This window comes from Paenibacillus donghaensis, assembly GCF_002192415.1.
Lineage (GTDB): Bacteria > Bacillota > Bacilli > Paenibacillales > Paenibacillaceae > Paenibacillus_AQ > Paenibacillus_AQ donghaensis.
In genome coordinates this window covers 8,425,566-8,451,500 of the sequence record NZ_CP021780.1, presented here as the reverse complement: position 1 = coordinate 8,451,500, position 25,935 = coordinate 8,425,566, and the positions used below count along the sequence as shown (strand labels likewise).

Annotated in this window: 18 protein-coding genes and 1 riboswitch; all 18 genes read right to left on the bottom strand. The window is 53.3% G+C overall.

The window, feature by feature from the left end; all coding sequences use genetic code 11:
- Positions 1–1,103: 1,103 nt before the first annotated feature.
- A complete protein-coding gene (locus tag B9T62_RS38090; protein ID WP_087920587.1) occupies positions 1,104–3,806 on the bottom strand; it encodes a discoidin domain-containing protein in 2,703 nt (900 codons plus the stop codon).
- A 55-nt stretch (positions 3,807–3,861) separates the two neighbouring features.
- Complete coding sequence (locus B9T62_RS38085) at positions 3,862–5,385, bottom strand: glycosyl hydrolase (RefSeq protein WP_087919992.1); 1,524 nt, start codon at positions 5,383–5,385, stop codon at positions 3,862–3,864.
- Between the two features lie 28 nt (positions 5,386–5,413).
- The gene (locus tag B9T62_RS38075) at positions 5,414–7,735 is read right to left on the bottom strand and encodes a PA14 domain-containing protein (RefSeq protein ID WP_425436628.1); all 2,322 of its coding nucleotides are present in this window, start codon (positions 7,733–7,735) and stop codon (positions 5,414–5,416) included.
- Positions 7,736–7,749: 14 nt separating this feature from the next.
- Positions 7,750–7,829, bottom strand: a riboswitch (cyclic di-GMP riboswitch).
- A 137-nt stretch (positions 7,830–7,966) separates the two neighbouring features.
- A complete protein-coding gene (locus tag B9T62_RS38070; RefSeq protein ID WP_087919991.1) occupies positions 7,967–9,340 on the bottom strand; it encodes a sugar phosphate nucleotidyltransferase in 1,374 nt (457 codons plus the stop codon).
- Positions 9,341–9,390: 50 nt separating this feature from the next.
- Positions 9,391–10,731 carry a UDP-glucose dehydrogenase family protein gene (locus B9T62_RS38065; RefSeq protein ID WP_087919990.1) on the bottom strand — a complete coding sequence of 447 codons (1,341 nt, stop codon included), beginning with the start codon at positions 10,729–10,731 and terminating at the stop codon, positions 9,391–9,393.
- 4 nt (positions 10,732–10,735) lie between these two features.
- Complete coding sequence (locus tag B9T62_RS38060) at positions 10,736–11,836, bottom strand: glycosyltransferase (protein ID WP_087919989.1); 1,101 nt, start codon at positions 11,834–11,836, stop codon at positions 10,736–10,738.
- A gap of 99 nt (positions 11,837–11,935) precedes the next feature.
- A complete protein-coding gene (locus tag B9T62_RS38055) occupies positions 11,936–13,075 on the bottom strand; it encodes a glycosyltransferase family 4 protein (RefSeq protein WP_087919988.1) in 1,140 nt (379 codons plus the stop codon).
- The gene (locus tag B9T62_RS38050) at positions 13,069–14,262 is read right to left on the bottom strand and encodes a glycosyltransferase family 4 protein (protein ID WP_087919987.1); all 1,194 of its coding nucleotides are present in this window, start codon (positions 14,260–14,262) and stop codon (positions 13,069–13,071) included. Before B9T62_RS38050 ends, B9T62_RS38055 begins: the two co-directional genes overlap by 7 nt.
- Positions 14,249–15,103: a glycosyltransferase family 2 protein gene (locus B9T62_RS38045; RefSeq protein WP_087919986.1), complete on the bottom strand. Its 855-nt coding sequence runs from the start codon at positions 15,101–15,103 to the stop codon at positions 14,249–14,251. The genes B9T62_RS38050 and B9T62_RS38045 overlap by 14 nt, the downstream gene beginning before the upstream one ends.
- A gap of 19 nt (positions 15,104–15,122) precedes the next feature.
- Positions 15,123–16,502: a lipopolysaccharide biosynthesis protein gene (locus tag B9T62_RS38040; protein ID WP_087919985.1), complete on the bottom strand. Its 1,380-nt coding sequence runs from the start codon at positions 16,500–16,502 to the stop codon at positions 15,123–15,125.
- Positions 16,468–17,958 (bottom strand): O-antigen ligase family protein, encoded by a 1,491-nt coding sequence (locus tag B9T62_RS38035; protein ID WP_087919984.1) that lies wholly within the window; start codon positions 17,956–17,958, stop codon positions 16,468–16,470. Before B9T62_RS38035 ends, B9T62_RS38040 begins: the two co-directional genes overlap by 35 nt.
- A 41-nt stretch (positions 17,959–17,999) precedes the next feature.
- The gene (locus tag B9T62_RS38030; protein WP_087919983.1) at positions 18,000–18,773 is read right to left on the bottom strand and encodes a WecB/TagA/CpsF family glycosyltransferase; all 774 of its coding nucleotides are present in this window, start codon (positions 18,771–18,773) and stop codon (positions 18,000–18,002) included.
- Complete coding sequence (locus tag B9T62_RS38025; RefSeq protein ID WP_087919982.1) at positions 18,770–20,116, bottom strand: O-antigen ligase family protein; 1,347 nt, start codon at positions 20,114–20,116, stop codon at positions 18,770–18,772. Before B9T62_RS38025 ends, B9T62_RS38030 begins: the two co-directional genes overlap by 4 nt.
- Before the next feature lie 10 nt (positions 20,117–20,126).
- Entirely contained in the window at positions 20,127–21,062 is a 936-nt protein-coding gene (locus B9T62_RS38020; RefSeq protein ID WP_087919981.1) for a glycosyltransferase, read from the bottom strand.
- A gap of 25 nt (positions 21,063–21,087) precedes the next feature.
- Positions 21,088–21,780, bottom strand: coding sequence for a sugar transferase (locus B9T62_RS38015; protein WP_087919980.1), 693 nt, complete (start codon positions 21,778–21,780; stop codon positions 21,088–21,090).
- A gap of 38 nt (positions 21,781–21,818) precedes the next feature.
- A complete protein-coding gene (galU, locus tag B9T62_RS38010) occupies positions 21,819–22,709 on the bottom strand; it encodes a UTP--glucose-1-phosphate uridylyltransferase GalU (RefSeq protein WP_087919979.1) in 891 nt (296 codons plus the stop codon).
- 25 nt (positions 22,710–22,734) lie between these two features.
- Positions 22,735–23,376, bottom strand: a complete 642-nt coding sequence (locus B9T62_RS38005; protein WP_087919978.1) for a CpsD/CapB family tyrosine-protein kinase — start codon at positions 23,374–23,376, stop codon at positions 22,735–22,737.
- On the bottom strand, positions 23,360–24,112 hold the full coding sequence (locus B9T62_RS38000) for a YveK family protein (RefSeq protein ID WP_087919977.1): 753 nt from the start codon (positions 24,110–24,112) through the stop codon (positions 23,360–23,362). Before B9T62_RS38000 ends, B9T62_RS38005 begins: the two co-directional genes overlap by 17 nt.
- Positions 24,113–25,935 lie beyond the last annotated feature (1,823 nt).

The window sequence follows — 25,935 nt, the reverse complement described above, 5'->3', positions numbered from 1 at the left end:
GATCGCTGTTAAAGCCCGATTTCCTGATTGTAACCTGCAGATTCAGTTCCATGATATAGAACGTGAACTTAAGAATGTTATATTCGAGTTGTTCGGGTAGCCCTATGCACCAGGCATTCTGACAACTCCACCGTTTCATTCTTAAGTTCATCTTATATAGTCTCATATGTCCAGTCCAAAGAATTAGTTGCGAAACTGGTTATTACTTAGAGCCCCCTTGTTTTCCATGTATTACTCGTTCGAGCCTGTCATACCACACCACGCGACAAGGAGGCTAAGCATAACAAAGGAAGGCTGTCGCCGGTAACCAGCGATTACCTTTCAGACTATTAACGGACTCAGGAGCCCCTATTCAAGCCGAACCCCACTAGGTAAGGCCTGTTTTTCCGATATAGAGGCTATGCGGTCCGCTAGACTCCAAACCATCGCAGGAATGAGGAAATAAGAGCTATACGGTCCGTTAGCACGTAGGTTACCTGAAGTTCGGGTGGGGAGGGTTGGGATTTCGGTAGTGCGATCCCCTAACCTTCGCAAGTAAACCTTCTATATCCTCGCAGGGTTCTAAGTAGTAACCGAAACTGCATCTATTTAGCCGTTTTTTTCTGTGTTGGAGGAAATAAGTGCGAAAACGCACCTAATTTAGGATTTTGAGCGTAATAAGCTTGCTTTACTCGAATTTAGTTGCAGATATGCACTTATTATCCCGATAATGGGTGTTTCGGCGGAAATTAGTTGCAGTTTCGCATCTAATTACTCCGGAGGTTCCAGGGCAACACTCTAAATCCTGGCTGAATCCTAAGCAGTAACGAAATGTGAGAATAAGCCTCTCTTCCTATAGCGGAAGAGAGGCTTATTTGATGAGGTATAGGTTACTACGTAAGGCCCCTTGCCTTCTGATAGAGGTTTTAGCTTTCTAAGGAAGCGAACACTACCGTTTTTCCAGAATCCCGTAAGGCCCTCCGCTCTGTTCACTCGTATAGTCAACCGCTGATTTTTAGATTGAGCCGAAATAGAAGATTAATTTATGTCGTTAAATCTATAAATTATTATATTTTCAAAAAAACCCCAGCAGAGTATTCTGCGGAGGTTTCTTCCAGGTTATGCTATGATTCCCGTGAGAGCACCTCCAGTTCCTGAATCGACCAGTAGTTGCCTCCTGAGCCAGTCTGCACGATTCGGACATACCGCGTCTTCACCTGGGAAAATTCTATTCTTGAGACACCCAGCTTGCCTTTGCCAGAAGCAATTCTGCTCCAGCTAGCTGCATCGTCAGAGACATAAATCTCATATCCCCGCGGATAGTCGTAGGTTGAGAGGGAAATGTCCAGATCCAGGGCTTCGATGGTATGAGCCTCACCCATGTCTATCTGGAAATACTCGCCTGATGCCTGATGTTTGCCGCTATCCCAGCGCGTATGCAGGTCGCCATCAATGGCGCTGGCAGGCTTCGAGCCCTGAGTATTCACATTAGAGGTCACCTTCCACGCTCCGCGATCCAGCGGAACAAGACCGGTGGCCGTAATCTGCAGCGTCTGCGACATGACCCGTGAGTTAGTTGCTTTGACGGCATAGGTGTAGAGGTTGCCCTCCTGGAGATTCCGGTCGATAAACTGCGTATCCTTAATTCCTGCTGCAATCACCTTCAGCACTTCTCCAGGGCCATCGGCGCGCAGCAGCTCATAGCTTGCTCCCGGCGCCTCCAGCCAATTCAGCTTGACGGTCAGCCCTTTGGCCGCCGTCGCTTTCAGCCCTTTCGGAGCTGCAGCCGTCATCTCAGATGACGGCTGCAGAATATACTGTACAGCCTCGCCCGGTTTCAGCGTTTCCTGGAAACGCAGTGTAGGCGAAGCCTTCAGTCCTGTTACATATCTCCGTGCTTGTTCATAGGTATCCCCGCTGCCGAAACGTTCACCTTCATACACCGTTTCTTTCGGCATTGCCACGTCTACCGTTACGGTCTGGGGCGTGTCCTCGAAATTGACGAGGTTCACCAGCACCTTGTTGGAGGTCGCGCCGCTGCCCGCAAGCGGTTTAAGGGTAGAAGTATCCACCGCACGAACATATACCAGCTTGTCCAACAGAGCCTCCTTGTTCGTGATCTGGTAGCTTAACGGCGTGCCATGCGTGGCATAAGCCACACTTAATCTTCTCATAATACTGACACGCGATTCCTCGTTTGGTTTCGTATAATAGATTTCCGTCTTGGCTGGATCATGCCCCTCCAGGCTAAAGCCATATTTGAACAGGCTGAACTCCTTGAAGAATGCGGCATGCTGCACGAACATGTCTGCATAGCCGATATGCCCGCGCATAATTCGGTCGAAGACAGCAGCTGTCGGCTCGGAAGCACCATATTGATAGGCATCGACATGGCTGTCGGAGGTGCCGAATTCAGTAGTAAGCATTTTTTTGCTGAGTCCGTCGGCAGCTCCGCCAAAGGTCTTCAGATTCTCGGTGAAACTTCCGCCGCCGCTGAAGATGTAGGACTCGCCGTAGGAGTGGCCGTTGGTCAGATCCGTAACCTCTTCCAGCTCCATACGCTGTTTTGGATCACGCTCCCACCCGTCCGGGTCTCCGCACTGCTGTGCCCCGCCTTTCTTCTGATTCCCGCAGGAATCCTCGCTGAAGCCTGGCCAATAAGCCCAGCCCGGCGCCACTGTCTTCAGATGCGGGGCAAGTTCCTTGCCCTTCCCGTTCAGCCATTCCGCAATGGCCAGATTGACCGCCTTGGAACGGTTGAACAGCCCGGGCTCATTATCCACCTCATAATACTGGAAATAGCGGCTATACTTCTGGAAATATTCCGTAAGCTTCTTCTCAGCATCCTCCGGCAAAGAGCCGTCGGCATTCAGCTTGATGTCACCGGTATGCAGGTAGAGGGCAACCGCCTCCATGTTGTAATCCTGCAATACCTTGTAGTAATCTTCCATATTGGAGCAGGAGCGGCCGACATCACTGGCACAGCTGGTACGCATGATGTTGCCGCTGTAAGCTACACCCAGCCATTTCATAATATAGGGCAGATGGTTCACTGCACCTTCATCGAAATAAAACTGCTTATTGTTAACCATAGTCCCCGTCTGGATATAACTGCCGTGAATCGGCTCCTTGATCGGAGTCTTCAAGGATTCCAGGCTGAGGTTATCCCAGGTCCACCACGTATAGGGGTCCTCCTTCTCCGAGGAGTAGATCCCGCGGGCTGTCTGCAGCTTCAGCTCATTGGTGCCCTTCTGCAGCTGCTCCTTGGGGATATACAGCTCATAGGTTTTGCGGAAGCTGAATTTATTGTCTGTCCCCGATACTCCGGCGATCTGGATAATCCCTGACAGCTGCCGGTTGGAGAACACGCTCATCTGCGGAACCGATTTGTAGGCATCGGTAATGCTTACGCGAAATAAGACCCCGTTTGCCGGGATCTTATCGAGCTGGTACGAGATCCGCAGTTCAGGCTGGGTAGACCCGTTCAGCCCGGAGGGCAGCTGCTGAAGAACGGAAGATTTAGGCGTTGCCGATGTAATCGTGATGGCAGATTTCGGGGAAGCAGAGGATTTGGCGGCTGTGAATTCTCGCGCGGATTCATCGTGTGTGCCCAGCTTCCACAGGAACTCGCCCTCCGGAAGCTCCGGCCCGGCATCGTCAGCCACCGGGAGGTCAGCCAGTCCGGCATCCTCCACCACCTCGTCATGGGGCGTCCCGCCGCGTCCGAACACTGAGATGGACAATAGAAGCAGAACGGTCAGAGCTGCGAATTTGAGCAATAGCTTTATAGGTTTGATTCTGGTCTTTGGTCTGGTCCTTTTCCTCATGTCCATGTCCTCGCTTTCTTTCGGAATGTCAGAATGTCTTCCTATGAAGCTGCTTCTATTTTAGAAAAAGAGCCTTCTGCGGGATAATCGACTGCTTCTGGCGTGCGCTTTTCCACTGCAGCCGGATGCTTGCGTCTCCTCGGTTCTCGTAATATTCCACTTTGATATCGTACAGCGTGCCTGCAGTCAGAGTAATACTGCCTTCACGACCAACACCGCTCTGGTTCTGCCAGCTGTCGATAACCAGCTTCCCGTCGATCCAGACCCGCACTCCATCATCGGATGAAGCAGAGAAGGTGTATTTCTCGCTGTACACGGGTTTGACCTTTCCTATCCAGCGGATGGAGAAGCTGTCCTTGCCAATTCCCTCTGCCGGACCTTCCCCATGCCAATTGAAGTCAATATTGCTGTCCTTGCGAATGACTGCAGCTGTCCCGGACAGCTCCGCATTGTTGAAATATTCGCCGGTCAGTCCATTGCGGGAGACCGGAGCTATAGCGGCTTGTTCCGTGCGCACGAAATCTTCACGGGACACGGTATAATTGCTGCCCATAAAGCTCTTAATCTGCTGCATGTTGTTGTTCTCGGTCAGCATTTTGCCCCAAGTCATCATATAAACCCACTGGCTCTGTTTCTTGGCCAGCATAGCCGGGTCAGGCAGCTCTCCGCTCTCGCCGATGCCAATCGGCTTGCCGTCGGCAAGTTTAAGCAGGTTGTCGTAATAGGATTGTCTGAAGTCATTGTTGTAGATATCGGCAGCCAGTACATCTACCTTATCCGTTCCCGGATAATACGGCGCATACGGATCGGCCTCCTTGGTCGGCGCGTTCGGATTCCATACCCACAGCAGATTATCTAGCTTGTGCACATCGGTAAACCGTTCATACATAATGTTCCAGAGTACTTCGAAATTGTTCTTCTTGCCCCACCAGAACCAGCCGCCGTTCATCTCATGATAGGGCCGCCACATTACAGGTACACCCGCATCACGCAGCTCCCCCAGATATTCGGCGATATCATCAAGCTCCGCCACCAGGCTCTGATATTCCTTAGTACCTGGTGTGACATAGGCATTAAATTTGGCCTGGCTCAGATTCATCTGAACCCTGGACCATTCCGGAGAGGTGCCGGGCAGGCTCTGATGAAAAGTCATCGCCACGATGCCGCCGTCTTTATGCCATTTGATTGCGCTGGCTACAACTGCCTGACGCTGGGCGGCAATGGTTGCCGGGGACTGGTTATTCAATGCTCCCAGCTCATAGCCGTGCAGCACGGCTTGTTTGCCTGTAGCGCTCTTAAGCTTGCTGTTGAATTCATCCGGGCTCTCCAAGTAATCATGCTGGCCGGAGAGGATTCCCTTGCCGCTTAAATTGACCAAATCACGCAGCAGCTCACTGGCTTCATCGGATGCTTCGGGATTTACGGGAGCTATCGGCGCAGATGCGGGAACCTTGACTTCCGTCAAGGTGATATCCCCTGACTCTGTCAGATTCCTCGCCTCTGTCCAGTGTAATAGGGTCACCATAAGAATAACCGGCAATAGGGTCGTCAACAGCATATATTTACGGTAATTCTTCAAAGTATTCCTCCTTCTAAGCGGCTGTAAGTCAAACACCTGCAGGAAGGAACAGCGCACTCGCTGGTACGGTTCCTTTGGACTGACTGGCGCTTTCCCACATCAGACGCACTCTGGCATCACCCTGGTTCTCATAATATTCAACCTTAATCTCATACAGCTGGCCTGCGCTTAGACTGATCTCACCCACACGTTCGGTGCCGCTCTGCTTGGTCCAGCTGTCGATGATCAGGCTGCCGTCCACCCAGACTCGGATGCCATCATCTGATGTGGTATAAATCTGGTAGGTTTCACTGTACTCAGGTTTGATCAGTCCGCTCCAGCGAACGGAGAAGAAATCAATCCCGAGCAACGGGTCCGGCGAATTTTGCCGCCAGTTGAAATCAAGCTTGGCATCTTCACGCATCAGCACCGGGCTGCCCGACAGCTGCATATTGCTGAAATATTCGCCATACAGACCGTTAGCGGCAGGAGCGGCAGCTTCGGGAGATGCAGCCTGCTCTGGCATCGGCAATGGCATTGGCTCAGGCTGAGCTTCCATAACCGGCGGTAAGCTTTCGGCGGGGACCGGTGTTGGCGCTGCGGCTGGTACCGGTGCAGGCGTTGAGTCCGGTGTTGGTGCTGCAGTTGGTGTAGGCGTGGGCACTAAGGTCGGTTCAGCTGTTGGTACGGGCGTAGGCGCAGGCGTGGATACAGCCATCTCAAGCGAATTCGCAGCAGAAGTTGCCCCGTTAAACAATGCGCTCGCCGGAACGGTTACCTTCGCCTGGCTGGGACTCTGCCACATCAGCTTCATGCGGGCATCGCCCTGGTTCTCGTAATACTCCACCTTGATGTTATGCAGTTGCCCGGCTTGCAGGGCAATCGTGCCCATTCGCTCGGTGCCGCTCTGCTTAGTCCAGCTGTCGATAATCAGGCTGTCGTCCATCCAGACGCGAATACCGTCATCCGATGCCGTATAGATCTGATAGGTTTCACTGTAGAGCGGCTTAATCTGGCCGCTCCAGCGAATGGAGAAGTAATCCACGCCAAGCGATGAATCGGGCGCGCCCTGACGCCAGTTGAAATCAATGTTCTTATCATTGCGCACCAGTACTGGCGTTCCGCTAAACTGCATATTTCTGAAGTATTCGCCCGTAAGCCCGCTGGCCGGAACTACCGGATTACCGTCTACAGGCATGGGAGTTGGTGAAGGTGCTGCCGTAACCACAGGTCTCGGAGCAGTGGTTGGTGTAGGTGTAGGTGTAGGTGCAGGCGTGGCTGTCACCACCGGTGTTGCCGCTGGAGTTGCCGTAGCAGTCGGGAGCACCCCCGATTTGTATTTATCCCGGGTCAGCGTATAACTACTGTTCATGAAAGCATGGATGGTTTCCGTGCTGTTTTTTTCATATAACATCTTTCCCCAGTTCATCATATATACCCACTCGCTCTGCGATTGCAGCAGCTTCGCGGTATCCGGCATTTCTCCGTTCTCCCCAATGGCAATCGGCTTGCCGGCGGCCAGACTGAGCAGGCTGTCATAATAGTTCTGCTGGTAATCATTTTCGTATATGTCTGCTGCAAGAATGTCCACCTTATCCGCCCCCGGATAGGAATGGGAGTAGGGATCAGACCATACATTAGGCGCATTCGGATTCCACACCCACAGCAAATTGTTCAATTTATGAACGTTAACAAAACGGTCATACATAATATTCCACAGGTCAGGGAAGTTCGTTTTGCGGCCCCACCAGAACCAGTCGCCATTCATCTCATGGTAGGGTCTCCACAATACCGGTACACCGGCATCACGCAAGCGTTTGAGAGATACCGCGACCTTGTCTAGCTGGGCAATCAGGTTATTATACTGAGGAGTGCCGGGAGTTACATATTTATTGAATTCGCTCTGACTAAGCCCTCTATGCACATTGGACCAGTCATAAGAGGTTCCGGGCAGATTGGCATGGAAGGTCATCGCTACAATCCCGCCGTTTCGGTTCCAGTTGATCGCACTGTTCACCACATTCTGGCGCTGCCAGGCCAAGGTGCCTTCGGTTTGCCCGCTGATTCCTCCCAGCTCATAGCCGTGAAGCGCAGCATATTGTCCGCTTGTATTCTTCAGCTTGTTGTTCATCTCGTCCGGGCTCTCCAGGTAGTCATGCTGGCCGGCAAGAATGCCTTGTCCGGACACAGCGTTCAGATATTCTAGTAGTTTAACTGCTTGGGGGGAAGCTTCACGGTTTACGGGGGGCATGGAATTTAGAGCCCCTGCATCTACAGAAGGAATCATCCCTCTGCCCCAGGGAATAGCAGTCATAAATAAGGCAACAGCGGCCACAATAAACAATAGTCGATACGTGCGGTAAGATCTCAATTTCATCTCTTCCTTTCGGTAGCCAGGCTGCCACTCTTGCGAAGGCCCTATAGCTTTGCGTCCCAGTCTTTCGACAGGTTTGCCTTTATCGTTATTGAAGGATTGATCCCTCTAACCGTAAGTATCGACTCTATTTAGTTTTTATTTAGGTCATTAATTGACTAATTTCGAAAAATAAGGCTTAAGACCTGTTTTGAATCCGTTTTATTTGTTTAAATAGTTAGTTTGGACCTAAGATATAAACTGCTGTAATTCGATATCTTCCCAGTTCAGGGTGATGCGGATATTATCCTCTTCCACCAGCTCCGAGCCAGTCTGGACCTCAATAAACTCCATATCCGTCACCGCCAGAATCGCATGCTTAGTGCCCTGCGGAATACGGACCACATCGCCCGCCTTCACATTATGCATCTTCTCATTCAGCACAATGCTCGCTTCTCCGCTGACGATTGTCCAGATCTCACTGCGCTTGTGATGCAGCTGATAGCTGATGTTCTTGCCCTCGGAGATAAAAATCCGCTTCGTCAGCACCTCATTGCCCTCATCATATTTCACATAATCAATCACTTTATAATGGCCCCAGCGGCGCTCCTCGTACATCGGTCTTTGTTCAAAAGCCTTCAGCACTTCCTTGATTCTCGGGCTTTCCGCCTTGTGGGTCACCAGAATGCCGTCCGGGCTGGCAGCAATGATCAGATCCTTCGCCCCGATCACCGTGATTGGAATATCCAGCTCATTGATCAGGCAGGTACCTTCCGAATCGGCGGTCACAAATCCTTTGCCCACATGGTTGCTGGTCATCTCCTCGGTCAGAGTGTTCCAGGTGCCAAGGTCTTTCCAGAATCCGTCGTACGGCTGCACCACGATATTCTCTTCCTTCTCTACCACTTCGTAGTCGAAGCTGATCGACGCCAGCAGCTTATATTGCTTCTGCAGTTCTTCATAATTCAGCGGCAGCCCCTTGCGCTGCAGGATATCAAGCAGATACCCCAAGCGGAAGGCAAACACGCCGCAGTTCCACAAGGCATTGCGGCTTATGAGCTCTTCGGCCTGCTTACGTTCCGGCTTCTCCTGAAAATGACTGACCTGCATGTACCCGCCCGGCCCGGCTTCGGCGCTGGTAGGGATAATATAGCCGTATTTCTCCGACGCGTGCTCCGGCACCACGCCAATCAGGGCCAGATTCGCCCCGCTATCCTGCATGGTCTGCTCCAGCTGGGCCACCGCCTGGAAGAAGGAAGCCTCCACATAGGGATCCACCGGCAGGATCGCTACCGTCTCGGCCGGGGATACACCAGCCACCGAATACAGATAGGCCGCTGTCAGCGCAATTGCCGGGAATGTGTCCCGCCGCGCCGGCTCCACAATAATCGGAACGTCATGCCCCAGCTGGCTCTGGATCATCTCCACCTGGCTGCGGCCTGTGGCCAGATAACTGGAATCCGCCATGCCGGTTTCCTGAAGCTGTCTCCATACCCGCTGAACCATCGATTCCGGTTCACCTGCGGGGTTTTCCAGTACCTTTAGGAATTGCTTCGAACGTGAATCGTTGGACAAAGGCCACAACCGTTTTCCTGAACCGCCTGACAAAAGTACCAGTTTCATAAGTGAACCCTCCTCATGGATTAGGTGAAGCATATTGTAGAAGCCTGTAATTAAACCACGCCTGCCACACTTGGAGAATAGCCGCTGAGACCGCCCATCGCCGGGCGTCCCACCGAGTGGTATTCCAGCCCTGTGCCTTCAATCTGCTCCTTGCCGTACACATTGCGGCCGTCGATCAGCACCTGGCGGCGCATGCTCTGGGCCAGCTGATGCAGGTTGAGCTCCTTGAACTCGCTCCAATCGGTCAGCAGACATACCGCATCGCTGCCTTCCGCCGCTTCCTGCGGCTTCGTGCACCAGCGCAGCTGCGGGTGATCATATTGCTGTCTGAAATTGTCCGCAGCAATCGGATCGTACAGCTTCACAATGGCGCCTTCGGCTACCAGCGCTTCAACGATTTCACGGGCAGGCGCCTCACGGACATCATCCGTATTAGGCTTGAACGCCAGGCCCCAGATGCCGATGACTGCGCCGCGCAGATTGCCGAGCGATTCATGCAGCTTGGAGAGAATCATAAACCGCTGTCCCTTGTTCACCTCAACCACCGATTCCAGCAGCTTGAACTCATAATCGACGTTGCCGGCGATCTGGATCAGCGCATTGGTGTCTTTCGGGAAGCAGGAGCCGCCATAACCGATACCGGCCTGCAGGAACGAGGAACCAATTCTGCGGTCCATGCCCATTCCTTGCGCCACCTCGGTTACATCAGCTCCCACTTTTTCACAGATATTCGCAATTTCATTAATGAATGAGATCTTGGTGGCCAGAAAGGCGTTGGAGGCATATTTGATCATCTCTGCGCTGCGGATGTCGGTTACGAATACATTCTCCGTGAAACCCTTATGCAGCGTACGCATGGTGGACTCAAGCTTCGGATTGTCAAGGCCGATAATGATCCGGTCCGGATGAAGCGTATCCTCGATGGCTGAGCCTTCCCGCAGGAACTCAGGAGCGGATACGATGTCAAAAGGATGGCTGGTGTGCGCGGCGATCATGTTGCGGATCTTCTCATTGGTGCCTACGGGAACCGTCGATTTGGTCATAATGATCTTGTAGCCTTCCATCGCTTCGCCGATCTCGGCGGCAGCGCCTTCGATGTAGCGCAGATCCGCTTCGCCGTTAGGCAGAGACGGTGTTCCCACAGCCAGGATGACAATATCCGAGCGGCGTACCGACTCTTTCAGGTCGGAGGAGAAGGACAACCGTCCTTCGCGGAGGTTCATCTCGATCAAAGCCTCAATCCCCGGCTCATAGATGGGAGATTCCATCCGGTTCAGCTTGTTTATCTTATCCTCATCCTTGTCGACGCAAATGACATGATTACCATTCAGTGTGAAACATACGCCCGATACAAGACCGACATAGCCGGTGCCGATTACTGCCAGCTTCATACATTCATCCTCCTTTTAGGAAATTGACGTAGGCCTGTTCAACATACTGCTTGAACTGGACCATAAACGTCTGCTCATCGAATTTCTGTGCGTGGCCGATAATCTGGCCGATATCCCAGGCATAGGCTTCCACTTCGTTGATCGCCTGCTGCAGGTCTTCCACTTCCTGATGCTGAAAAAATACGCCGTTCACATAAGGCACAATCGTGTCCAGCGCCCCGCCTGCCTGATAGGCAATGACCGGTCTTCCAGCGGCGTTGGCTTCCAGCGGGGTAATTCCGAAATCCTCTTCTCCCGGAAAAACAAACGCCCGGCACTGGGCCATCAGCCCGGTAACCTGCTCATCCTCCAGCCTGCCCAGAAACTGCACATTGTCCTTGGCCATGCCCTCCAGACGCTTGCGGTCAGGTCCGTCGCCGACAATCAGCAGCTTGAGGCCGTTGCGGCTGAAGGCTTCGACAGCCAGGTCTATCCGCTTGTAGGAGACCAGCCGGGACACAATCAGATAATAATCGCCGATGTTGGCCGAGCTTTTGAAGCGTGAAGTGTTGATGGGCGGAAAGATGACATCCGAATCTCTGTGGTAGTAGTTCTCAATCCGCTTCTTGACGACAGACGAGTTGGCTACGAACTGATTCACATTCTTGGAGGTCTTCTGATCCCAGCTCTTGAGCTGCTGCATATATACCTTCAGCATCTTCTTGAACAGACCGGAATTCGACTGACGTTCCATGTAAGTGTCGTAATCCCATGCAAACCGCATTGGAGTATGGCAGTAACAAAGATGAAACGTATGTTTTGGCACCTGAATGCTTTTCATAAAAGCACTGCTGGAGCTAAGGACGATATCGAAACCGCGAAAGTCCAAATCACGGATGGCCATGGGATAAAGCGGCAGCACCCCTTTAAAATTGGTCTTCACACCCGGAATCTTCTGCAGCCAGGAGGCCCGGATATCCGCGTCTTTGAGGTTGTCAGTTAGGCGGCTTCCGTTAAAAACCGTCGTGAAGATCGGAGCTTCCGGGTACATCTGGTGGAACACCTCCACCACACGTTCCGCTCCGCCCATTTGGATTAAGTAATCGTGCGCTATCGCAATTTTCATGTGAATCATCCTCAAAGTTTTATGGAGCATCCTCTTCAGCATTGCTGTGTAATCCATTGCCGCTAGGTCTATCCGCTTCGTTAAGTCTGCCGCGTAGGATCAGGTCCCAGCCAGCAGTCCCTTATAATAAGCTACAATGTCTTTGACGGTATTCTCGATTACAAAATGCTCTTTCACCCGCCGCATGCCCTGATCTGCCATCCGTCTGCGTTCCTCGGGATGCTCCAGCATCCAGGTGATCGACTCTGCCAGCAGGTTCGGATCTCCGGGCTGAATCAGCAGCCCTGTCTCTCCGGGTACCACGATCTCTACCGGTCCGCCTTCATTGGAGGCGATCACCGGAAGTCCCGCAGCCATGCCCTCGACAATAACCTGGCCGAACGGCTCAGGCGTTATGGAGGTGTGGATCAAGAGATCCGCTTTATTCATCAAGCCCTGAATGTCCTCAACATGGCCGAGCAGGCTCACATTGGTTAGTAGGTCATCGTCCATCTTCCGCAGCAGCTCCTGCTTGTATTCCTCTTCACCGAACAAGGCGTCTCCGGCGAGCCAGAACTTGACCCGCGGATCGTACTTGAATGCTTTGGCTGCTTCCAGCACAACATGCTGGCCTTTCCAGTGCGCGAGCCGCCCTACCAGCAGTACGTTGAAGTCCTTCTGATCGCGGATGCCGATGCCGCTTCCGATCGCTTTGGCAAAAGCGGAATACACCACCAATGTCTTCTTCGAGCGCGGCAGCTCCAGCGCATTCAGCGTGGACTTGGAATTGGCGATGACGCCATTGGGCAGCAGCCGCGACAGCAGCCTGATCACCTTGGCGACGACCGGCTTCAGATAAGGGGCACCGATATGGTCACGGATATGCCAGATCAGCGGGATACCCGCCTTCTTGGCGGCAACGGCTCCATAGAAGGCTGACTTCAGGGAATTGGTGTGTACACAATCCACCTTCTCCTGCTTCAGCAGCGGTGCCAGCTTGCGGCCGTAGGCCAGCAGCTTCATCGCCGCTGCCAGTGCGCCGAGATTCACGGCATTGCGGCCGCGGCTGCGGATGCTCTCGTCCAGCGGAATCACCCGCACATCGATGCCTCTATCGCGCAGCCGCTCTGCCAAGGTGCCTTCCTCGGCCAGAATTACCAGCGGGTCGATCTGATCACCTATGTTGGTAAGAATATTGAACAGAGCGACTTCGCCTCCGCTCCATTTGGCGGTGTGATCGATATAAGCTATTCTTAGCATCCTGCGGCCACACCCTTTCCCAAGGTTTGAAGGAACACCGTCTCCACCTGGTCGGCTACATGCTGCCAGGTGTACTTCTCCAGCACATGCCCCCGGCATTCCTCACGGCTGGGCAGCAGCTTGCGGTTGCTCAGCATATGGATCATGCCTTCAGCCATATCCTCGCTGGCCGCACTCTTGAACAGCAGCTCGGGACGGAAGCCCTGCAGAATTTCTTTGTTGCCGCCGATGGGGGTCGCCATCACCGGCAAGCCAGTCGCCAGTGCCTCTACGGTGATTAGGCCGAAGCCTTCCAGCGCCTGAGAGGGAACTACAAACATGTCGGCTGCCTGGTAATACGAGGTTAGTTCATGGTCCGGGATATAGCCGAGCAGCCTCACCTTGTTGCTCAGCCCATAATCGGCGATTTTCTCTTCCAGCTCTCCGCGCAGCGGACCTTTGCCGCCGATCAGCAGGATCGCGTTCGGGAAACGCTCGGATACCTGCTTCCAGGCTTCAAGCAGCTGCAGCAGGCCCATCCGGTTCACCAGTCTGCGGACCGTGAATACGGTCGTGGCGCCTTCCGGCAGATTCAGCGTTCTGCGGATCGCCAGCCGGTTGGTGGCCGGAACAAACCGTTCGATGTTCGCCGCGCCCGGTATAATAATGATCTTGTGCAGCGGCACATCATGCTGCTTGTGCAGAATGTCACGGAACGTCTCGCTTAGCACGATGAATTTATCGGCCAGCTTGTAAGCCTTGCGTTCAATCGATTTCGCTATCGTTGTCTTGACCCGGTGCTTGATGCCCTGGCCTTCGATCTTCATTTCTTCATTCCAGGGACCATGGAAGGTCATGATCACGGGAATACCGCGTTTCTTCGCTTCAATCGCGGGGCCAATGCCGTAAGGGGCGAAATGGGAGTAGAGGATATCAATACGCCCACTGCCGTTGCCCATTAGATCAGCCGCTTTGCGTTGGAACGCATCCTTGCGTTTCCAGATCGTCTCCTTGGGGTCTCCGGCATTGTGGATAATCAAATCCTCAGGGGTAGGCGGCGTTTCCGGACTGCAGATCAACGCATGTACCCGATTGCGGGAGGAGAGCTGCTCGCATACGGATTTGAAATACGTATTCAGTCCGCCGGGCTGCAGGGAGGGCCAGCTGAGTCCCGTCGTCATAATGTTCAACCCGTCATTGTACGGCATAACTTCTCTCTCCTTTTTCTTCTTTCGTGTTCTGGCCTTTGGCATTATGCTGGGCCAGCTTACTCGAGCTGTTCAATTCGTAGAGCTTGAAGCCGACCATGAATTCATACATCACCCAGAATACGGAAACCGCGAAGCCGGATATTCCTTTCTTGAACAGACCATGCAGGAAATACTTCTGCAGGAAGCGGGCCGGCGGTCGGAGCAGCAGATGGCTGAGCCGGAATGGTTTGCCGCTCTCAAAGGCGCTTTGCGCTTCCAGATCGGTATATTTATTGAACCGGGCCACATGGTCATTGATGCTGCGGAAGCCTTGATGCCACAGTGTCCCTGTCAGGCGGACCGTCCGGTCCTCCGAGACGTCCGGCATTTCATGCACCAGACTGTTGCGGATGCCATACTGCTTGCGGTTGTACAAGCGGACCAGATATTCGCCCCGGTCCAGCCATCTGCCGAGAAAGTCACCAATCCGGTAGAGCGAATACGCTATGCCCGGGTCCGTCAGCGCAGGCTTGCGGGCCAGAATATCGGCGCCCAGCTCGTCGCTGACCACTTCGTCGGTATCGATAAGGAAGACCCAATCATGGACGGCACGTTCCACCCCGAATTCTCTCTGCTTCGCATATCCGGGCCATGGGTTGACGTATACCCGGCAATCCAGGCTCTCCGCCAGCTGCACCGTCCCGTCCTTGCTGCCTCCGTCGATCACAACCACCTCGTCGGCGAATAGCCTGCAGGACTGAATGGCTTTGGCAATTCGAGTTTCGTCATCCTGGGCAATGATTACAGCCGAGATGGGAATACTGCCCGGGCTGCCAAGCACACTTGTCACTGAATCCATGAAGGTTTCCTCCTTTGTCTTAGGTCTCGCTAGGTTTCTTGCGGATATAGGAATTCATTGTCGTCTTCATCCACTGAATGTCCTCCCGGTTGATAAACATCCAGGGAAGCTTCACCTTCAGGTTGTATTTGATATTAAGAATAATAAACAGCAGCCGCAGCACGGCCGAGGACAACATTGCCGCGCCCGCTCCCAACAGGCCGAACTTCGGCACGAGCAGGAACAGCAGCGGAATGACGAGGATCAGGCCCACACCCTGGAGCATCGAGACGAACTTCGGCTTGCCGAGCGCCATGAACACCTGGGCCAGAATCAGTGTTCCTCCGCTGATCGTCACCTCCAGCAGCAAGAGTCGGAATACAGTCAGCGCCTCATTGAACTCCTTGCCGTACAGGAGCGGGATGACCAGTGGCGCAAGCACCATCAGGAGCAGCGAGCCCAGCAGCGTGAAGGTGGTGCTGATGCGGAAGGCCTTGAAGGTAAGGGCTACCGCCTCCTCCTTGCCCAACTCGGAAGCCTTCGGGAACAACACGACCGTAATCGAGTTGGAGAAGAACTTCACCATTCGCGACAGGCTCACGGCTACGGCGTACAGCCCGAGATCAGCGGGCCGCAGCAGCCCGGCAATGACAATCTGGTCAATGTAATAAGAGAATTGACCCAGCAGATCGTTGCCGTAGGAGCCCAGACCGTAGGTGAACAGCCTGCGGAAGTTCAGGTAGGCATCCTTCATTTTGACCCTGTAGGTGCGCAGCAGTACCAGCGTCATTCCGATGAAGAGCGGTGCTCCGGGAACCAGGTAAGCCAGTGCCGTAGTGAACGGGTTCATCCAGCCGCCAAGGATCAGAACGATGATCATGCCCAGTGTAAGCAGCGGAGTCAGATAACGAATCCAGTTAAATTTCTTGTAGTCGCCTCTGAACTGATACGCCGCATTGTTAATCTGTGACACCACTACTATAGGGCACAGAATCATCGACCATTGCGCGAAGCGCACTACCTCCGGGCTGAAGGATTTCAGCCAGTAGGGCAGAACCAGAATGCCGATGATCATTGCGGCTGTCCCGAAGACAATGCCGAGCAGCAGTGCCATCCGGTAGAGCACCCCGGCGTCATCCGGGTTCTTTTTGGCATTGTAGATCAGAGCGGACGGAATGCCGAAGCTCATGCTGAACGCCAGAAACTGTGACCAATTCACCATAGCTGTCTGCTCCCCGCGTCCTGTAGGTCCAAGATAACGGGCTGTCAGCACACCAGTGAGGATATTCACCAGCAGGATCAATACGCTGACAAACATGGTCTTCACGGCAGCCGAGCTATTGTCGTTGCTCTTTGAGAACCGCTTCAAGGAGGACCAGACTGTGCTATTGGGAAGTGATTTTGCGTTCAACTGCTCCATGGGGATTTCCCTTCCTTCTGCTCTGTGTTATCTCTTTCGCGCTGAGGCCAAGGCCGACCAGCATCCAGATCAGGTACCCCTTAAGTCCGGGGAACCCATTGTCCGACACCAGGCTGACCACTGCGCCCGTCCATGCAGCGAGTGCCAGCCGCGAATACGGCTGAAGGTTATCCTTGCTGATCACCCTGGACACAATTTGTTTGGCTACAGCCGCCAGGGCACTGAAGAAGAATAGCCCTCCCAGTACGCCAAAGGTGAGCAGCAAGGCGATCACTCCGTTGTCCATATTGCCGTATTCACCAAGTTCGCCGGCATTGCCGATCTTCGTTCCCTGCCCCACACTGCCGATGCCCTGCCCTACAGGGTTGGAAGCCACCATCGGCAGCATATTCTGCCATAGGCTCAGCCGCTCATTGTAGGAATGGTCCTCCGAGACAGAAGTCAAGGTCTCTACCCGGGCTACCAGCCCCTCGGCTCCCGGCAGCTTCGGCACAATCCAGAAGAGTGCGGCCGCAACGAATACCAGCTGGAGCAGAGACTTCCATTTCCCCTTGGAGGAAGAGGAAGCGATATAGACCAGCAGCATGACAAGAAGGACAAGCCAGGCTGAACGGACCAGCGTAGTCAAGAGGCAGATCACCACCAGCAGCACACCGATCCAGCGCAGCGTGCCCTGCCATCTCTTCTCCAGAATCATCGGCACCAGGGCGAATACCAGGAAGGTAGCCGCCGGACCCGGCGAATTCAAGGTAGAGAAGACCCGAACCTCCAGCGGATAAGGGGTTCCGATGGAGATCATATCCGCATTTCGCATCCAAAAGGCATCCCACGGCGGAACGGTCAGATACTGCACTATTCCGTAGATCGCCACTAGTACAGCGATGTTGGCATAAGCGTAGAGCAGCCGGTCAATATCCTTGGCCTTGAACCGGGTTACTGCGAAGTACGGCAGCAGCAGCAGCGGAACAATATAATTGGCCAGATCGTACACCGAGCCCATCCCGTTCTTGGCCAGCCCGATCAAGGCGCCATATCCCAGGGCTACAGCGAACAGCAGGATAATCCGGGTGGAGGATTTCTGGATTCTGTGAATCTCCTTCAGCACCGGGATCACCAGCGTCGCTCCGGTCAGCAGCGGTGCGAGACTCAGCAGGGATACCGAATGGTATACCCCTTCACTCCAGTCGGAGATCCGCCGCAGCTCCGGTGCCACCGCCCAGATCAGCAGGGTGTAAGGAACCAGCTGCCGCGGTCTTACCAATGCAAGCAGCAGGGCCGGGAACAGAATTCCCGCCAGCACCACACCTTGCAGGCTGTTCGAGGCGCTTAGCTTCGCGCTGACTAATCCGATCATCATCGGCAGTCCGAGACATAGGGCAATGAATCCTGCCAGAACGGCAGCTGCCTTGATCGATGTCAGCGACGGAAGTGCCAGGCTTCCTTCATTGCGGTTCATCTGCTTCACCCCCACTTCACTGTAAGCCCCGGACTTTCCGGCTACTCTATTTTTCCGTCTCTTGCTTTATCCCGTTTGCGCAGCTCCTTCAACAGCAACACCAGGAACTGCGCATCGTCCACCAGATATCTCTTCCAGAGCCGGCCCGGCTCCTGGCTAAGCCGCCAGAACCATTCAAGTCCGGTCTTCTGCATGAAATCCGGTGCCCGCTTGACCGACCCGGACAGGAAGTCGAAGGTAGCTCCCACTCCGATCGAGATCGGAGCCTGATAGGAGGTGTAGTGGCGGTAGATCCACTTCTCCTGCTTGGGTGCCCCGACACCGACAAATACAATATCCGGCTGGGCTTCTGTCAGCATCCTTACAATCCGTTCATTCTCTTCCGCGTTGTTCTCAAACCCGTAGGAGGGAGAGTAGCATCCAACAATGTTCATGCCCGGATAGGACGCCTTCAGATTCTTGGTTGCCTGCTCCGGCACACCTTCAGCAGAGCCGAGGAAGAACAGCCGGTACTTCCTTTGCTCAAAGGCTTCTCCCAGACGGCTGAACAAATCCGCCCCGGATACCTTCTGCTTCAGCGGCTTTCCGAGCATTTTGGAGGCCCAGATGAGCGGCATTCCATCGGCGACAACCGCTCCGGCTTCAGAATATACGGTCTGAAACTCTTTGTCCTTGCGCAGCTTGATTACATGATCGACATTGCAGGTGAGAATGTAGGATTGATTCCTCTCCTTAATGGTCCTGTCGATGTATTCAAGCAGATCCATGAAATCATAGTTATCGAAATTGACATCGAACATATTCACTTGGTTCATCGTATCACTTCTTTTTGTGGGGAATCGGTTGGCTGTGAAGACCGGTACAGACAGTTTAGGTACCAACAGAACGGAATAATAAATTGGACCGTCGACAGCGTATTGTCTGAGAACGAATAGATTAGAAACGCTGCAATAAAAAACACATAATAAGGTTTGACCTTCGGTGCCAAAGCTCTGTAAACCAGAACGAACACAGCCAATAAGGAGAGCAGCAGGACAATGGCGCCGATATACCCCCCATCGTAATAGAAGCGGATGTACTCATTGTGGGGAACGACGAAACCCTTGTAGAGCGTTCCGTCATTCGCCACAGTAACGGCTCCAAGTCCCCTGCCCGACCAAGGGGAGTCCGCAGCCTTGTTCAGGAAATATTCCCAGGCCTCGGACCGACCCGAAAGGTCCACAGCCGTGTCTGTTGTCCGCTCAAAGGAACGTTTCCTGAAGTTATCCAGCTGCATAAAGACGGCTGCGAAGATCAACAGAAACGAACCCATCAGTGGAATCAGATAAGTGGTCTTGCCCTTCAGATACTGCCGGGAAATATCATAGAAGTAGTACAGCACCATCAGCGCCAGCGCCAGAATCGGCCCTCTTGTCCCTGTAGCCAGCAAGATGAAGAAATTGAGTGCCAGCATGATGTAGAAATAGCGGATATGCTGCGGGCTGCGCTTAATCTCGATAAACGGAATGCCGACTCCCATGAAAGCGAGCATCGCGAGATGCGCCGGGATATTCGCCCCCTGAACCCGCACCGCCCCCGTAAATTCCACATCCAGGAAGGGGTGAATGCCTGCAAGCTGCAGCAGCACTCCGACAGCCACACTGACTAACGGCAGCATACAGAGGATTCGAATCTGCCTGTCAGCCACTTCCTTCTTCCAGTTGATCAGCAGAAACACGAACGGCAACGATAGACCGATGAAGGCTTTGACGGCAATCGATGAGGTCATCTCCGGCAGCCAGATGGACAGCCCGAAGGTAATGAAGAGCAGGGCGACCATCGCCCAGAGCGGGTGGCTGAGCCGAAACCGCACGCCGTTGACCAGTATACAAGGCACCAGCAGCATCACTATGACCAGCTTGTATAAGGACAGAATCTCCACTCCGAACAGGCTGCCTGCATAGAGAAAGTTGATCGACACCGCTGTCGTCAGCAGGACGAAATAGCTGATAAGTTCGGGACGCGAGATCGAAACACCCAGCAGGATGATCAGCAGAACGGCCGCAACCGCAACCGCCGGCTGGTAGATGACCGCCGTTCCAAGGAACAGGGCGGACATGAGATAGAGCATCCCGTATGGCAACACATGAAATTTGGAGCCCCACTCAAAATTGGTCATTGGTCTTCCCTCACCCCGCTGCAGATTCCCGCTTCCGGTTCCAGATCATATGAAGCGTGCCGCGAATACTTTCGAGCCTGCATTTATTCAGCAGCCTCTTCCCCTGGCTTCTGGAAAGCACAGAGTCGGTCATGATATACACGATCTTGGCAGCTGTTTTGGCCAGCAGAAGCAGATTGCCCTTCAAGCCTTCGCTCTTCATCGCGTTCGAAATTCCCTGGCTGTAATACCGCTTCATAATCCAATCCTCGGTCAAGCGGTTAGCCGGTACAAAGTGGTCCACCGCCATCAGCGGATGGTAGAGAATGGACTGCCCCGCCTTGCGGATCTGTTCAAAAATCCAGGTCTCTTCGCCGGAGAGCAGCGAATCGCCCTTTCTTCCCAGATCCAGCGGAAACAGGCTGATATCGAAGGCCTCCTTGCGCATGGCCATATTGGCCCCGCAGGGATGCAGACGCCCCGGATATTCCTTGATCCGGTTGCCCAGATCAACAATTGTATAGGGTAGCTCGAAGGGCTTGATCAGCCACTCCGGACGTTTGGTCTCGAACATGGGAGCAATCTTGCCGCCCATAGCCATCACTTCCGGCCTGCTCTCAAAGGTGCTGGCGATCGTAGTGATCCAGGTCCGGCATGGAATTGCATCATCATCAAGAAAGGCAATCCATTCCGACTTAGAGGCCAGAATCCCTGTATTCCGGGCAGCCGACAACCCCTGCACCGGCTCCATAATGTAACGTATATCAAGCTCTGATCCGTAATTATCCATGAACACCTGAACCGCGGCCGCCGTATCATCCTTGGAACAATTATCGACAACGATGATCTCAGCCAGATCCAGATTCTCCAGCGGCAACAGCGACTGCAGCGTCTTGATCAGCAGAGCCGACCGGTTGTAGGTGCAGATGATAATGGATACCTTAGGAATGACTCCGTGTTCACGCATCGGTATTCACCTAATTTCCATAAATTTAATAAGCATCTTTGGAGCCCAGCAGCATGATTGCCGTCTTGGCAATAATCCGCAGGTCCAGCATCGTGCTCCGCATGTGAATATAAGTCAGGTCCAGCTGTACCATTTCATCGAAGCCGACACTGTTTCTGGCATTGACCTGCCAGTAGCCGGTGCAGCCGGGTGTAACGGTCAGGCGCTGCTTGTCATATTCGGAATACTGCTCCACCTCTTCCGGCAACGGCGGGCGGGGTCCTACAAGACTCATATGTCCCAGCAGGACATTCCACAGCTGCGGAAGCTCATCAATGCTGGTCTTGCGCAGGAATCTTCCGGTCCGCGTAATCCGCGGATCATTCTTGATCTTGAACATCGCACCACTCACTTCGTTAAAGGCAAGCAGCTCCTCCTTCAGCTCCTCGGCATTGGATACCATCGATCTGAACTTGTACATCGGGAACTGCTTTTCTCCTTTGCCCACGCGGTTCTGCCGGAAGAACACCTTGCCTTTGGGGTCCTCCAGCTTGATCAGCACAGCTACCAGTACAAACAGCGGGAGCAGTACAAGAAGACCAAGGGCGGAACAAAAGATATCAATTATCCGCTTCATGACCAGATAGGAATCCGTTTCTTTTTTCCCCTCATTGGCATGCAGCATGTAAAGTTTCGGCAGGACGGCGTCGTAATCTTCCGGCAGTTTTTGCATGCTCATTCCTCCTAAAATTTTGGTAAGTATAATGGTGTTGCAGGTTAGCTTCCCACCGTGGTTTGTCCCGCTTTGCTAAGCCATTCGGCCATCGCGTCCATCACCGGATACCGCAGATCCTCTTCTTGCAGTGCGAATTCCAGCGTGGTCAGAATATAGCCCAGACGTTCGCCGACATCGTATCTCGTTCCATCGAAGTTATAGGCATACACACGTTCACTTTGATTCAGCTTCTGGATGGCATCGGTCAACTGAATTTCGCCGCCTGCCCCTTTTTCCTGCAGATCAAGGTATTTGAAAATCTTCGGTGTGAACACATACCGTCCCATGATTGCCAGATTGGAAGGCGCTGTGCCCAGCGGCGGCTTCTCTACGAAATTATTTACCCGGTACAGCCGTCCATCCTGTAAGTCCGGCTCGATAATCCCGTAACGGTTCGTGAATTCATCAGGAATTTCCTGAACCCCGATAACTGAATTCTGCGTCTCCTCATACTGCTCAATCAGCTGTTTGAGGCAAGGAGTCTGACCGGTGACAATATCATCGCCAAGCATGACGCCAAACGGCTCATCGCCGATAAAGCGGCGTGCGCACCATACGGCATGACCCAGTCCCTTGGGTTCCTTTTGGCGGATATAGTGGATTTCGACCTTGGATGAACGCTGTACTTCCTTCAGCATCTCCAGCTTGCCGTCCTCCAGCAGACGGGATTCCAGTTCAAAGGCGTTGTCGAAATGATCCTCAATCGCCCGTTTCCCTTTACCGGTAACAATGATGATGTCTTCGATTCCGGATGCGATGGCTTCCTCCACGATATACTGAATCGTAGGTTTGTTAATGATCGGAAGCATTTCCTTAGGCATTGCCTTTGTCGCAGGGAGAAAGCGCGTTCCTAGTCCTGCTGCGGGGATAATCACCTTTTTTACCTTTTTCATGAGATTCTTCCTCCCTTAGCTTCCGTTATTTAGCTTGGTTCATAGCAATTCCGAGAATGGTCGAGCCTGCTTGTTCCAGTAACGATTTCACCTTGCGGAGCGATTCCCTCTTCGACTTCCCTTGTCTGGCAACGAGGATAACCCCGTCAGCCTGTGGTGCTATAATCCGTGCATCGCTGTATTCCACCGCAGGCGGCGTATCGAGCAGGACCAGATCATGTGTGGCCCGAAGCTCCTCCAGCAGCGAAATCATTCTGTCGCTGCCCAGCAGGTCCGGCGGACTGACATTGGTGATTCCGGCCGGAATCACACAGAGGTTGGCCAAGGTTCCGTAGACACCGATGTCCTTCACTTCTTGACGTCCGCCCAGATAGGCGGCAAGCCCTTCGCTGCCCTCCACCGCAAACACGGTATGCAGTCCCGGTTTCCTCAGGTTGCAATCCACCACCGCAACCTTCTTGCCATCCTGGACGAAGGAGACTGCCAGGTTGGACAAAATCGTTGTCTTGCCTTCACCGCCTTCGGCTGAAGTGAACAGCAGGACCTTGCCTCCGCTGCCTTGCAGCAGGGCAAGCTGGCGGATATAGGTGCGCAGCGAGCGGAATGACTCCGAGATGGGTGAAGCTGGATTCAGGTCAGCAATCAAGCTTTTATTCAGCGGTAGCATAAGCGCCCTCCCCTACTGTGGCATTGGCATTGGCATTGGCATTGGCCGCCTTGCCCAAATCGCGTTTGCGGATGGGCGGGATGGAGGCAATGACCGGAAGGCCCAGATCATACTCCGCTTCCTTCTCGGAGCGAAGTGTACCGTTCAGCGTCTCCAGCAGCAGGATGACGCCCAGTGCTGCCATAAGCGAAACTACGAAGCTGATCACAAGATTCATCATGTAGCCGCCGTTTACAGGTCCGGGCACATCAGATGGATCAGCCGGTGTCAGGAATGACACATTGTCCACTCTCATCAGTGAAGGCAGGCTGCGGATGAAAGTCTGCGAAACCGCGTTTACTATTCCTGCGGCCTTAGTGTAGCTCTCATCCTCGACGCTCAGGTTGATCACCTGGCTCTTCTCGGATGATTTGATCTGCAGCTTCGACGCGAGCTGATCTTCCGTCAGGTTGAACTCCGGATGAGCCGCGGCCACACTTTTCATAATCGTTGGCGACTTGATAATTTCCTTGTAGCTCTCAATCAGGTTGAGGCTGAAATTCAGATCGTTCAGATTGTTGCTCTCGGGCATGTTCGCGATGTTGTTGACCAGCAGCTGTCCGGAGGCGGAGTAGACGGGTACAACGAAGTTTTTGCTGACATAGAAGGTGGTTGCACAGGAGATCAATACGAACAACGCGATAAGCCACAGCCTTTTCTTAATCAGGTTAATGTAATCCAAAATCGTCTTTTCCACAGTAACCCTCCTTCCACTTAAAGTTCATTCTGAAAGCATTCATGAAAATTTCAGTTATCTTACTTTTATTCTATCAACCCGCTCACTTTCCCACATGGGCCATATCATCACTTTCCGATTCACTTTCGAGTAACCCTTACTACCACTTTGGAGGGGGGGGTGGTATACTTTTGTACCATAATTCGGTGGCGACCCCTCCCAAACCCAGCTTCGATCCCTCCCAAGCCCTCCCTTCCAAGGGAGGGCTCCAAAGGGTTGCACCCTCTGGACACCTGCAAGTCTGGCGAATGAGATTGGCGGTACTGTGATTAAAAGAGTGCGATCCCTCCCAAACCCTCCCTTCCAAGGGAGGGCTCCAAAGGGTTGCACCCTCTGGACACCTGCAAGTCTGGCGAATGAGACTGGCGGTACTGTGATTAGAAGGGTGGGTGCGAGGACCGCTTATCCCTGCGGGACCGCTTGGACGCCGCTGGGGCTGACCTGTTATCCCTGACGGGATACAGGCCGAACTGAATAAGGACAAGAGCCCAACGGCAAAAGCCGGCTGTTCCTTCGGAATGCGCGAGGCCCTAACGGCAAAAGCGGGCTGTTCCTGCGGAATGCGCAAGACCCTAACGGCAAAGGCGGGCTGTTCCTTCGGAATGCGCGAGACCCTAACGGCAAAGGCGGGCTGTTCCTGCGGAATGCGCGAGAGATTGACTGGAGCTCTCCTCCTATATCACCACACCGCGCGACAAGAAGGCTAAGAATATCAAGTGTTGGCCGCAGCCAGTAAATTCTACTACAGCGTTTCAGAAGTTTTTACCCGGCCTGTGCAACCACCTCCTGCCCCAAAAGCCTGCAATAATACAGTTTTTTTCGTGTAAAAGCGGCTTGGAGACCCAAAGCCTGCATAAGTGCAGGCATTTCCACCCCCGAGACCGTTTCACAGCCCGAAGGGCTAAAAAACCTGCACTATTACAGGTATTCCGCAAAAAAGGAACAAAGGAGAATAAATACCTGCACTTTTGCAGGAATTTCTTTTTATTTTCTCTTCGGACCCTGTGGTCTATCTAACTTGGCCCTGGAGACCGGGAGAGGAGAACGGGGAAGGAATTTAGGAAACAGACTACTACGGTCGCTCTTATTGCTTAAGAGCCTTTAAGGTTAGAGCAGCAGGCGTAACCGGTCGCCAGCGCTCTCCATTCGCTGAATGAGTGGCGAATCTGGTTATTGCTTAGGTTCACAGCGAGAGATTATAGAAAACTCCCCTATTATGTATTAGTACATTGTTTAGGAGCGCTTTAGCGCCATAACAGCCATCCGGAGCGTGTCGATTCATTGTGGACAACTGTAAACTTGGTTCTCTCAAATCGATTTTTGTGTTGGAAAGCGAAAATTTCCATCAGAAAATGGATCTGAGCGTCTCTGAGAGGAGATTTTTGGGTTGCTCAACTGCATTTTTGATTTATCCACAATGAATCGACAGCCTCATCCGGTCCGTTAGACTCGACATCAGCGCAGAAATGAGGAAATAACAGCTGGAGAGTCCGCTAGAAGAGGGGTTACTTAAAGTTCGGGAGCGCTCCCCCAGCTGGGTCATACTCAAATGTGCTGTATGTCGGTTTCCGTACAGCTCGAGTTCTTCTGTGCTGGATGTGGGGTGCTGGGTGGGGATTGCTGGGTGGGGATTGCTGGGTGCTGGGTGTGAGTGCTGGGTGCTGGGTGGGGGGTATGGGGTGTGAGTGCTGGGTGGTGGTGCTGGGCATTATGGAGATGCTGAAGCTTCATAAGCTTCAGGGGTTTCAGGGGTTTCAGGGGTTTCAGGGGTTTCAGGGGTTTCA